The organism is Mesorhizobium sp. 1M-11 (assembly GCF_001303895.1).
Lineage (GTDB): Bacteria > Pseudomonadota > Alphaproteobacteria > Rhizobiales > Rhizobiaceae > Mesorhizobium.
This window is the reverse complement of sequence record NZ_LJSD01000031.1, coordinates 1-11,236: the sequence shown is the minus strand read 5'-3', so window position 1 is coordinate 11,236 and position 11,236 is coordinate 1. Positions and strand designations below refer to the sequence as shown.

Sequence of the window (11,236 nt, the reverse complement as noted above, 5' to 3'; positions counted from 1 at the left end):
CGCGGTGGCCGCCTGCCGCGGCAGCGAGGCGAAGATCGAGCCGAACATTCCGGCAGTGCTGCGGAACCCAAGCCCGGTGGCGATGCCCGACCAACCGCGGAAGAAGGCGATCAGCGCCCGCGATGCCCGAGGCAGCACCCGCAACAGCCCGACGAACAGCCGTGTCACCAGGCGCAAGGGACCGAACAGCACGGCAAAGCCAGCGCTGACGATCGGCAGCGCGAAGCCGATGGCACCGATCGCGGTGGCCGCCTGCCGCGGCAGCGAGGCGAAGATCGAGCCGAACATTCCGGCAGTGCTGCGGAACCCAAGCCCGGTGGCGATGCCCGACCAACCGCGGAAGAAGGCGATCAGCGCCCGCGATGCCCGAGGCAGCACCCGCAACAGCCCGACGAACAGCCGTGTCACCAGGCGCAAGGGACCGAACAGCACGGCAAAGCCAGCGCTGACGATCGGCAGCGCGAAGCCGATGGCACCGATCGCGGTGGCCGCCAGCAGCCCGGCGCCGGCGACCACCAGCAGCGTCTTGACCATGCCGCCGCTCTCCTGATCGTACTCACGCAACCACTTCAGCCCGGCGATCAGCCACTTGTTGATCGAGGGCAGCCACTCGGCGAACGCGAAGCCGAAGTCGCGGCCGGCCTGCGTGCCGATCTCGCGGAAGATCGCCAACTGGCGGTTGATGCCCTGCATCTGGGTCTCGAAATCGGCGTCGGTGATGGCGCCGGTGGCCGTGGCGACCTTGCCCTTGATGTCCTTGTACTCGTCGATGTTGGCGAGGAACGGGATCAGGAAGTCCAGCACCTGCTTGTCCTGGAACAGCTCGCCGACCTTGCCGGCGGCGCCGATGCCCTCCAGCTGCTCGCGCACATAGCCCAGCGCATCCGCGCCCTCGAGGCCGTTCTTCTTCGCCCGCTTCATGTAGCCGGCGATCGCCGCCTCGTTGACGCCGGTGAGCTTGCCGATCTTCTGGATGACCGCCTCGATCGGATTGATGCCCTTGGTCGCCGCGTCCAGCATCACCGCCTGGATGTCGACGCCCTGCTTCTCGAAGTTCTTCTTCGTCAGCGGCGCCAGCGCCTTGCCCAGGAAATTGGCGAGGTTGTTGGCGGCCGAGGCCGGATCGGCGGTGCCCTTGCGCGCGATCTGCAGCGCGGCGCCGAGGAAGTTGACGGCCTCGCGGCCCTTCACGCCGAACTTGGCGACGCCGCTGGTGAGGTTCGGGAAGCTCGCCGCCATGTCCTTCAGTTCGAAGGAGCCGAGCTTGCCGGCGACGACCAGGGCGCCGAGGCTGTCGCGCATCTGGTCGGCGGGGAGCTGAAGGTTGTTCAGCATCGAGATGCCGACGTTGGACATGTCGGCGAAGTTGGCGTTGGCGGCCGTGGTGGCCTTGCCGATATCGCCGATGACCTTGTCTGCAGCGCCCGCCGCGTCGCCGCCGGCGGCAACCATTGCGCCGATGCCCTCGGCGATCGTGTCGGAGGACTGACCGATCTGGATGGCCAGGCCCTCGTAGCGGATCCGCGACTGGTCGACGAAGGCGAAGGCCTTCTGGCCCGTGAGCTCCGAGGTGCCGGCGATGTCGAGCAGCTTCTGCTGGAAGGCCGCCGCCTCCTGGATCGGTCCCATGAAGGAGATGGCGCCGATCGCGGCGCCCAGGACGCCGATCCGGCGCGCGAAGCCGGCGAGCCGGGAGAGATTGTTGCGCAGTGCCCTAAGCGGCCTGGACATGTGGTCCTTCAGGCGCACAAGCACGTCGAGAGCCATTGCACGGCCGGCCACGTCAGGTCTCCTTGTTGCAGGCTTCGCGGAACGCCATCACGGCGTTCCACCAGAACTTCGCCTCATCGGCGCTGAAGGCCGAGATCTCGGCCGCCGAGAAGCCGGTGCCGTCGGCGATGCCGCCCAGAATTACCTGCCAGTCGTCCGGCCAGTCGCGAAAAAACTGTTCAGCACCTGGCCGCCGGCGGCGATGTCGGCCCCGTCCATCTTGTCGAACAGCGCGTTCATCACCGCCTGCGAGAGCCGTGTCGACCGGGCGAAGGCGACGACGCTCATCGTCTCCTCGCTTGTCGCCGCGATGGCGCGCTGGTCGGCGCCCGTCAACCGGTGGAAGGTGAGGCTATCGAACCTGTCGGTCCTGATCTTGCCGAGCTTGCGGATCTGCAACTCCTTCGGATAGAGCAGCGGCAGGGTGACCGAACCGTCGGCGTTCGGGATGGCGCGGGGCGGCAGCTTGTCGAGGGGATCGACGTCCTCGTCCACGACGTCGGCGGGCAGCGCCGGCCGCACGGCGACGGCCGCGTCCTCGTCGACAACGGCCGCAGACGCCGCAGCGCCGGCGGCATCCTCGTCCAGGTCGACGGACACTTCCTTCCTTACGCTCATGCCAGCACCTCTTCGGGTGCCGAGCCTGCCCACTTGAGCTCCAGCTTGCCGCCTTCGCCGCCCGTCAGCTCCGGATGGTCGGTGAGGAAGGCGTCGCCGACGACGAAGGTCTGGCCGGTATCGCAGACCACCTGCAGCTCGCCCTCGCCGGGATCCCACAGGTTGCCGTAGCGCTGGCCGCGCTCGAGGTTGGTGGTCGCCGTCACCTCCGTGCCCTCGTACTCCTGGGCGCGCGCCGTCTTGCGGCCGTAGTGGACGGGGTTGTTCTTGATGCCGCCGACCTTGATCTTGGCGCCTTTCTCGACCGGGATGTTCCGACCGCGCCAGACGATGTCGACGATGCCGAGCGTCTGCATGTTGTCTTACCCTTTCTGCGCCCTGCCGGCGCCTAGACCTGGAATTCGAGGGAGCCGGCGAGCACCATCAGGTTGCCGACGATCAGCACCTGCTGGCGGCTGTCGAGCCGGTTCTTGTCGTCGGCGTTGCGCTGAAAGACGCTTTCCTTGACCGTGCGCTCGACGTTCTCGATCCACGCGCGATCGCCGTAGAGCCGGCAGCGTGCCGCCCAGGAGCCTTTCATGCGCCGCGGCGTGACCACCGCGTTGCCGGGATCCTCGTCCTCGTCGGAGCGGCCCGAAAGGGCGGCGCCGTTCTCGTCGTCGACCAGCTTCGAGCGCGGATAGAGCAACGAGACGTAGCCGGCCCAGTCGTAGCGGATGCGGCTCATGGTGGCCGGCACCATGATGTCCATCCACGCGCGGTCGGCGACGCCGAGGTTCGACGTTTTGTAGGTGGTGACGATGCGCGAGATGGTCACCGTGCCGTCGGTCAGGCAGTCCAGCGAGCCGATGCCCTTGCGCAGCAGAAGCTCCTTTTCCGTGTCGATGAACTGGTCGACAGGGTCCGGAGCCATGACGCCGGGCAGCACCAGGGAGCGCAGCTGGCGGGACGGATCGTTGGCAAGCTGGAAGCTGGCCACGCCCATCAGCGCGGCCGAGACGACCCATGAGCTCGTCGGCGATTTCTTGAAACCCACCGGCGAGAGGAAGGGCGAGTTCGTCAGCTCTCCGAACGTTCCGAGATCCGCAAACGTGCCGGCCTTCGCGACATAGCCGTGGCAATCGAGCTTAGCCATGGCCATGTAGCGGTCCCGCAACCAGGTTGCGAAGGCGGCCATGTTGGTGGCGTCGGTCCAGGGATGCTGGACGGCCGTGTACCAAACGTTGCCGATGGCATCGAGCGCATCGGTCAGGTCCGGATTGCCGGTCCCGCCCGACATGGCGACCACCGCGGCCGCAAGGCCGGAGGGCAGCGGCTGGGCTGCGGTGTCGACACGGATGTCGATGTCGTTGCCGACCTCGCCGCCTTGGCGCGCCGTCACCGTGACGACGCCCAGAGCCGAAGTGGCGACCACCGGCAGCGTCGTGTCGGCGTTGATGGCGTCCTTCAGCGCGGTCGCAAGATCGGTGACGGAAGCCGCGGCGGCCGCGTTGAAGCGGACCTGCTTGCCGGCAACGAGGAAGCGCAGCACCAGGGCGGCCGAGATCGCGCCGGTGAAGGTGATGGTGCCGGTGGCCTTGACTGCGTCCACATCGTCGGCAAGCGCCGTCACGTAGAGCGGCTGCGTCTTGTTGGCCGCGCGGAAAGCGGCGACCTGCTCGGCACCGATCGAGCCTTCGCCGAACAGGGCGACGGCCTGTTCCGGCCGGACGATCTCGACGAACTGACCCGGCGCCAGGGTGCCGGTCGCCAGCTTCTGGCCGATGATCAGGTTGCGCACCGGCCAGGGCAGGATGCCCATGGTGCGGTAGTTCGGCTTGGCCTCGAGATAGGTGCCGGGCTCCAGCCAGTCGTACGGGATCTCGTCGAAGACGATCGGGTCCATGTTCACTTGCCTCCGTTGCGGCCCTTGCGGCCGGTGTGCGTCTGAACGGTTTCGGGCTCACTGTCCGGCTCGGACTGCGTCGGCTCGGCCGGCACCTCGGCCACCGCCTGGTCGGCAGCGGGCTTGCATTCGACCAGGTCGCCGTCGGTGAGACGGCGGCGGATATAGAGGGTGACCTCGACGGTCGCGCCTTCGGCCGGCCAGGCCTTGCCGTCCTCCATCGGGACGGATCGGCCTTCGGCGAGCTTCAGGGTCTTTTCGGGCATCGTCGCTCTCCTACTGCGGGACGGCCTGCGACGGCTCTACGCCGCCTTCGTCCGGGTTTTCGTCGTTCAGCCAGGTGACGCCCAGCGTCTCGAAATCGTCGAGCGTCACCAGCTGCAGCGGCGCCGGCGAGAACTGGTAGCGGATCTCGAAATCGACATTGGCGACCACGGTGGCCTCGTCGGCCCAGCCGTCGGCGTAGACTGCCTCGGCGCCGGTGACAGCGCTGGCGCCGATGCCGTCGAACACCGCGCCCTGAAGAAGCGCGCCGGCGACGTCGAGCATGGCGTCCAGGCCGATGTCGCGCCGGTCGCCGCCGAAGCGCGCGTCCAGGCTGGACGACGCCTTGACGATCAGCGTCAGGCGCCAGCGCATTGCTGCGGCGAGCTGGCGGCCGGCGTCGCGATCCGGGCGCATTCCCATCCAGGCGAGTCCGATGAACGGCGTCAGGCGCACCACGCGCTCGAACTCGCGGATGGTCAGCACCGGCGGCACGCGCTGGATCTGGAAGTCCTTCTCCGGAAACGCCAGCCTAAGACGCGAGACGATCGCCGGCTGCATGACGCGGATGGGCGAGGTCGCGAGATCCATCACCAGCCTCGCAGGTTGCGGTCGTTGAAGACGTCGCAGCGGTCGCTGACGCGGGCGCCGTGACCACTGCCCGGAGTGCCGGCAGGCGGAGCGTTGATCTTGGCCCTGCCGGCCTGGATGCTCTCCAGCCAGCCGATGACCTCCTTGCGATCGAGCCGCATCTGCTCGGTCGGACCGGTGCGTTCTCCCTTCGCCAGGTCGTAGCGGGCGAGCACGCAGACGGCGCGCACCATGCTGTCGGGCGGCGCCGCCACCGGCACGATGTAAAGTCCGCGCAGATAGTCGTCGATCAGGACGCTGTTGTCGGCGATCGCCACCTCGACCTTGGCGGTGAGCACCGTCTCGGCCGTACGGTCTTCCGGCTGCGACAGGCGGATCATCTCCGTCTCGCCGAAGCGGTCGATCATGTCCTGGACGGATGCGTAGGCCACCATGTTCTCCAAACTGTGTGCCCGGTCTCCCAACCGGGCCGTCCGCCGGCGAGCGCCATGGCGCTCGGCATCAATGTCGGGGCGCGGCGGCTTCCCCTGGTATTCTGGTTGCGGAGGCACGATTTGAACGTGCGACCTCCAGCTTATGAGGCTGGCGAGCTACCGCTGCTCTACTCCGCAGAAACGTCTCCAACGAACTCGACGACCAGATTCGGCTCTGCGAACAGCGCCTCCAGCTGCTCGGGCAGGCGGAAGCTTTCGACCGGATGTTCGACCGCCTCCTTCGAATGCGCGATGTTGGCGCGCCGGAAGCCGTCGACCCTGGAAACGACGCGCACGGCGGTCGGCCGCGGCCCACCCTTCGCCTGCCAGGCGTCGATCGCCGCCGACAGCTTCGGATAGGCGGCGCGGAACTTGTCCTGCTCGGCCTTCAGGAAGTCGCCGATCCGATCCAGCTGCTCGGCGGAGGCCGCGCGACCGGCCTTAATCTGCTGATCCACCGAGAGATCGCCGGCGGGACCGGCCGGATCGCCGGCCCCGCCCTGGTCTTCGCTCTCGGGAGTATTGGTCGCCGGCGCGGCGGTGGGCTTGGCAGCCGCGGCCGTTGCGCCCTCGGAAACTTTCTTCGCCATGTCAGATCCTCGTTTCGGGTCTCACGGAAAGGGTCGAGGCTCCGGCCCTTTTCGAGAGACCCGGCGGCGATGGGTGTCCCGCCCAGCCGCCGGGTCGTTCGTCGCGGCGACCCACGACGCCGCGGCGAACTCGTCAGCCGAGCTGCGGCACCACCACCACTTCGGCCTTCTTGAACCAGATGTTGCTCTCGCCGCCGTTGATCAGCTGCGCCTCGACGACCTGCAGGGCGGCGGCCTCGAGTGCCTGCGGCACCACGAGCTTCGTCGGCCGGATGTTGATCACCTCGCCGTTCCTTTTGCGGATCGAGCCCATGGCATCGCGCGCCGCCTTGAAGTTTTCGGCGTTGAGCGTGGCTTTCGACTGATGCGCCAGATGCCACAGCCCGAAGCCGGCGTTGCAGCGGCCGTCGACACCATACAGATACTGGCCCTTCATGAAGACGTTCGGGTCCGTCTCGCGGTCCATCTGCACCAGCTTGAAAGGCTTGCGCTGCTGGAAGATCATCGGCTTGATGACCTGTGTGTCGTCGATGAGGTACCAGGCCGGGCCGGCACCGGCGGTGATGTTCGACACCGAGATCTCGCCGCCGTTCTCGTCGAAGCCGGGATGATCGGCGTCGAAGAAGTTCTGGCCGTCGTAGCAGAGGGTGGCGTCGCCTTTCTTCCAGAGCGGCCAGACCAGCTGGTCGGGAAACGCGGCCGCATCCTGTCCCATCTGCGAGGCGATCGTGGTGTAGAAGCCGAACTGGTCGTCCTCGATCGAGGCGCGCTTGATGCCGATCGTGCCCTCGAACTCCTTGTTGCGGATGATGTAGGTCTGGGCCGAGAGGTTGTGGATGAGGCGGTCGCCGATCCATTCGCGGATCCCCGGCAGATCGTCCATGCGCGGATACTCGTTAACCGCCGTGGCCGACGACACGGTCATGGCGACGGTCGAGTACATCATCCTGGTGGCGGCAAGCCGCGCGTTGAAGGCCGTCGACAGGCCGGTGTAGATCGAGCGCAGCGTAGAGGCGTTGATGTCCATGGTGCAGTGTTCTCCTACTGCGCGATTTCGACGACGACGGTGGCCGGCGTCGCGGTTGCGTTGGTGCCGCCGACGGTCAGGCTGATCACGTCGCCGGGCTCGACCTCGTTGAGGGCGGTCGGGACCGCCTCGTCGACGTCGCCGGCGGCCGAGCCCGCCTGGGTGATGGTGATGACGCCGTCGGTCACCTCGACGCCGTTGATGGCGGCGGTGATGGTGGCGTCGCCGGTGGTGAGCACGCCGTCGATGACGCTGCGCAGCCTGACGATGCGGCCCTTGACCGCGGCGATCGTCCTGGTGACGTCCGCGCCGACCAGTGTGGCGACGCGCACCGTCGCGACGGCGAGGTCTTTCGTCGCCAGCGGGATGTCGATCCAGGTGCGGCCATCGCCGATGCCGGCGACGGTGCCGACCAGCAATCGGCCGCCGGAGCCGTCAAAGCTCAAGCTCTGATCGTCGACGGCGAAGACCTGGCGGCCGATGTCGGCGAAGGTGGCGGCGAAGACGACGCCGAAGCAGCCGCGCTGCGCTTCGACATGCAGGTCGCCGTCGGCCCCTTCGCGGTTGTCGACATGGCTTTCCACCACACCGGCGATGGCGACGGCGCCGGCCGTGCCCGCAGGAACGCAGAGACCGGCAAGCGTGAGGGCGGCAAACGTACCGCGGAAGAGGCGGACGCCGGCCTTGGCCGGATAGCCGAAGCGGTCGCCGGAGCGCGCCAGGGTTTCAAGATCGCGGGAAGCGCCCATCTAGTGGACCTCCTTCTGGATTGCGGCGGCCGTCTTTGCGAACTCCTTGGGGTCGAGCCCCATCATTTCGCAGACGGTGGCGTCGGTGTCGGAAAGGCCGTCGGCGTCGCCCTCGATGGAGCGGCGCTTGCCGAGGCCGCCCGAATGAAGCGACGGCATCAGCTTGATCTCGGCCTCGACGTCGGCCGGGTCCTTCATGTGGCGGGCGATGAAGCGCTCGCGCAGCGCCGGCACAAGCTTGCCGTCCTCGATCGCCTTCTCGACGAATGCCTCGGCGCGCTTCTTCGCGTTCGTCGTCACCTCGGTGGTGAGCCGGGTGTTGAGCTCCTTGACCTGCTCGCGCAGCTCCGCCTTCTCGGCGTCCTCGTCATCATCGCCGGCGCGCTCCTGGATCGCGGTGACGATGTCGTCGGCGCCGGCGTTCTCTGCCAGCCCGGCGGCCTTGGCGATCGTCGCCATGGCCGTGGACGCGCTGTGCGCCGAGGTGACGGCGGCGAGGATCGCCGCCTGGTCGGCGGTCTCGGGCAACCCGAGTGCCTTCCGCAGTTCTTCATCCATCGAAGGATCTCCGTTCGTTGTTTTCGAGTGCAGTGCGGTGAGAGTGAGGTTCGGATCGTTGGTCAGGCTTGCGCGCAGCAGCTGCAGCACGCGGTGCGGTTTCGTCTTCGGCGTGTTGAAGACCGGCGAGATGAAGCCGTACTTCCGATCTGCGACCAGGCTCCGGCCCTCGTTGGTCCATTCGACCTTGCCCCAGACGCCATCGGCGCGGCCCTCGAGCGCCACGATCCAGGCGACGGCCGGGCTCGGCCGGCCCGTGCCGGCCAGATGATCGATGGCGTGGTTGACGTCGATCGGCAGCTTGCGGCCGGCCGGCAACGAGACGGCGATCAGCTCGGCAACATCGCCGAGCACGAAGGGTCCGCGGCCGTCGGCGCCGCTGAAGGTGCCGGCCGGAAGCAGATGGATGTATTCGGGCGCCTTGCCGTCGTTGGCTGCGGCCGAAAGGCTGTGGGTGATGGCGTTGAGGACCATGTTCATCGCGGCCGACAATGGCCCGCGTCGGCATCGATTTTAATGCCCGCCAAGGCGGGCATGTGTCAGGCCGTCAGATGAAGCGCCGCAGGAAGCGGAAGACCGTGTCGGCGATCATCTCCTGATCGTCGTCGGAGATGCCGAGATATGGCCGCGCCGGCAGCGTAACAGATTTTGCGAGCACCAGGCCAGAGGCAAGGCGGAACACCAGGTGCGTGGCGTTCTTTGGCCTGATGGTGCCGCCCATCTGGTGGATCAGTGCATAGATGACGTTGGTGCCGACGCGCACCCAGTCGTTGCCGGCCTGGTCGTTGATGCTGTCGCGCAGCCGGCCGCTCTCGGTGAGGATCCTGCTGTTGCGCTTCATTCCCTTGTAGTCGGCGTTGAGAGTCGCCCAGGGCTGGCCTTCCGGACTGGTCTGCGAGATGAAGCGCCGATGCGTCGACGACACCAGGCCGATGCCGATCGCCGACATGACCGGCGTGGTGTTGCCCATCAGCCCGATCAGGCGGGTGAAGCTCTCGCCGACACCATGGTCGCGGATCTCGACGTCGACGGATACGCCGCTCATGCTTGCCTGCCGCAGCTGCCGCGCCTATATTGCATGGGCGCGCCGAGCAGGAAGCGAGCTCCTCGTGAGCTTTGGGATGACATTTCCGGTCTCCCCGGCGCGTCTTTCATTTTCCAGCCAGGATCCTGCCGGCGCGCCGATGGCGTGCGAGCTGGCGTGCGTTCGTCCTGTGCAGCGACACCAGGTAGAGCTCGTCGCCTTCAGCCCGGCGCACGATCTTGACGGCCGCGGCATAGAGATCGCCGTCGACGTTTCCGACCAGCATGTGACGCCCATCCGCGCGCTCGATGAGCTCGCCGCGCTCGACCAGCAGCTCCGGCGCGGTGGCGTAGAAATCGGCGGTGGCATGGCGGTGTTTCTGGTGGCTGCGGATCGTGTCGGCCGACAGGCGCACTTCCGTTCCCTCCGTCACCGCCAACGGCCCCGCGAGACGCCGCGGCGCGACCGCCACCGGGATGTAGCTGCCGCCCGGCCGCTTGCCGGCAACGGCGCTCTCGACGAAACGGCGGATCATGCCGGGCGCGGCGCCGACCGTCTCCGAGCCCGGCGCCGTCCGCGACAGCCATGCCTGGCCGGGATTGTACTCGAAACCGGGATCGACGCCGAACGGCACCATGACGCGCTGGCCTCCGACTTCCTCCGCCCTGAACAGCAGGTCCGGAGCTTCGTCGGGACCGCCCTTGCCCTGGCGGCGCAGATCCCGATCGGACGCCGCCGTGACGAAGCAGCCGCAATGCCAGCCGTTCGGCGGATAGTTCGTCGACCAGAAGGTCTCGTCGGCGCGCAGCACCAGGCCGTCCCAGGCGAGATGCTCCTTGCGCGGATGCAGCGAGCCGGAATGGTTGTACTGCCAGTAGGGAAAAGCCTCGAGCGTGCCGGGTGCGGTCAGCTTCGCATAGCGGCCGGCGGCATAGGCTGTGCGCAGGTTGGTGTCGAAGATGATCCGCGAGCGCCAGTTGCGGCCGCCGGTGTGATCCCAGCCGTGGCGCAGCACGATGTCGTCGAAGCCCTTCCGGAATTCTGCGATCGTGGTGCCGGCATCGAGCGCCTTCAGGATCTCGGCGCGGAAATCCGCAACCAGGGCGTCGGTCGCGGCGCCCGCCACCATGAAGGCGCGGGAATGGGCCGCCGCATAGACGTCTGTCCATGTCCTGGTGGTGACGCTGGCCTTCTCTCGAAAGAAGCGGATCGCTTCCTCGAAGGGCTGGTCGAGCGCCGAGATGTTCGCGTCGGCCACGGTCGCCCCTTCATCTCGTTTTTAAAGGGGTTTTCAAAGGCCGTGAGCGCTCTTCAAGCCCGCCGGTGGTATATCGGGGCATCAAGACCCGTGAACGCGCTCCTGCGGCGGCTGTGACATTGCTCATGATCGGCGCCCCAGCTCATCGAGGAGCGCAGCCTGGCCGGCGAGATTGGAGAGGGCCATGCCGCGGGCCATGGCGTCTGCCAGCGCGTCGGGCGCCAGCTCCATCCTGGCCAGCCGGTCGGCGGCCTCGTGCAGCGTCTTCGACGTTTCCAGCACCTGGCGGATCTCCGCCGTCAGGCCGGCGAGTGCTCCGGCAGCGTCGCGGCCGATGCGCTCGGTCAGCGCCCCGACGACTGCGTCCGTATCCTCACGCTGCTGGCGCTGCTGCAGCAACCGTTGGGCGGCGTTGAGCGCCGGCTTGTC

Annotated in this window: 13 protein-coding genes, 1 tRNA gene and 1 pseudogene; all 15 read right to left on the bottom strand. The window is 67.5% G+C overall.

What is annotated here, in order from left to right; all coding sequences use genetic code 11:
* The coding region (locus AO692_RS13175; RefSeq protein ID WP_200911731.1) for a phage tail tape measure protein at positions 1-1,782 on the bottom strand (1,782 nt) is incomplete at its 3' end.
* A gap of 129 nt (positions 1,783-1,911) precedes the next feature.
* Positions 1,912-2,388, bottom strand: a complete 477-nt coding sequence (locus AO692_RS13170) for a hypothetical protein (RefSeq protein ID WP_152979827.1) — start codon at positions 2,386-2,388, stop codon at positions 1,912-1,914.
* Positions 2,385-2,744 (bottom strand): phage tail tube protein, encoded by a 360-nt coding sequence (locus tag AO692_RS13165; protein ID WP_054310512.1) that lies wholly within the window; start codon positions 2,742-2,744, stop codon positions 2,385-2,387. Before AO692_RS13165 ends, AO692_RS13170 begins: the two co-directional genes overlap by 4 nt.
* Before the next feature lie 32 nt (positions 2,745-2,776).
* Positions 2,777-4,273, bottom strand: a complete 1,497-nt coding sequence (locus AO692_RS13160; RefSeq protein ID WP_244483351.1) for a phage tail protein — start codon at positions 4,271-4,273, stop codon at positions 2,777-2,779.
* Between the two features lie 2 nt (positions 4,274-4,275).
* Positions 4,276-4,539: a DUF2635 domain-containing protein gene (locus tag AO692_RS13155; RefSeq protein WP_054310511.1), complete on the bottom strand. Its 264-nt coding sequence runs from the start codon at positions 4,537-4,539 to the stop codon at positions 4,276-4,278.
* 10 nt (positions 4,540-4,549) lie between these two features.
* A complete protein-coding gene (locus AO692_RS13150) occupies positions 4,550-5,128 on the bottom strand; it encodes a hypothetical protein (RefSeq protein WP_054310510.1) in 579 nt (192 codons plus the stop codon).
* On the bottom strand, positions 5,128-5,559 hold the full coding sequence (locus AO692_RS13145) for a DUF1320 domain-containing protein (RefSeq protein WP_244483350.1): 432 nt from the start codon (positions 5,557-5,559) through the stop codon (positions 5,128-5,130). Before AO692_RS13145 ends, AO692_RS13150 begins: the two co-directional genes overlap by 1 nt.
* Before the next feature lie 105 nt (positions 5,560-5,664).
* Positions 5,665-5,739: transfer RNA gene (locus AO692_RS13140), tRNA-Met, on the bottom strand.
* Positions 5,730-6,191 carry an HI1506-related protein gene (locus AO692_RS32245; RefSeq protein ID WP_082407356.1) on the bottom strand — a complete coding sequence of 154 codons (462 nt, stop codon included), beginning with the start codon at positions 6,189-6,191 and terminating at the stop codon, positions 5,730-5,732. Before AO692_RS32245 ends, AO692_RS13140 begins: the two co-directional genes overlap by 10 nt.
* 133 nt (positions 6,192-6,324) lie before the next feature.
* Positions 6,325-7,218 carry a Mu-like prophage major head subunit gpT family protein gene (locus AO692_RS13135; protein WP_054310508.1) on the bottom strand — a complete coding sequence of 298 codons (894 nt, stop codon included), beginning with the start codon at positions 7,216-7,218 and terminating at the stop codon, positions 6,325-6,327.
* Positions 7,219-7,232: 14 nt separating this feature from the next.
* Positions 7,233-7,967 (bottom strand): hypothetical protein, encoded by a 735-nt coding sequence (locus AO692_RS13130; RefSeq protein ID WP_054310507.1) that lies wholly within the window; start codon positions 7,965-7,967, stop codon positions 7,233-7,235.
* Positions 7,968-9,005, bottom strand: a complete 1,038-nt coding sequence (locus tag AO692_RS13125) for a phage protease (protein WP_054310506.1) — start codon at positions 9,003-9,005, stop codon at positions 7,968-7,970.
* A 67-nt stretch (positions 9,006-9,072) separates the two neighbouring features.
* Positions 9,073-9,570, bottom strand: coding sequence for a phage virion morphogenesis protein (locus tag AO692_RS13120; RefSeq protein ID WP_054310505.1), 498 nt, complete (start codon positions 9,568-9,570; stop codon positions 9,073-9,075).
* Between the two features lie 106 nt (positions 9,571-9,676).
* Complete coding sequence (locus AO692_RS13115; protein ID WP_244483349.1) at positions 9,677-10,807, bottom strand: phage minor head protein; 1,131 nt, start codon at positions 10,805-10,807, stop codon at positions 9,677-9,679.
* 123 nt (positions 10,808-10,930) lie between these two features.
* Positions 10,931-11,236: pseudogene (locus AO692_RS33145) on the bottom strand (DUF935 domain-containing protein); the annotation flags it as partial.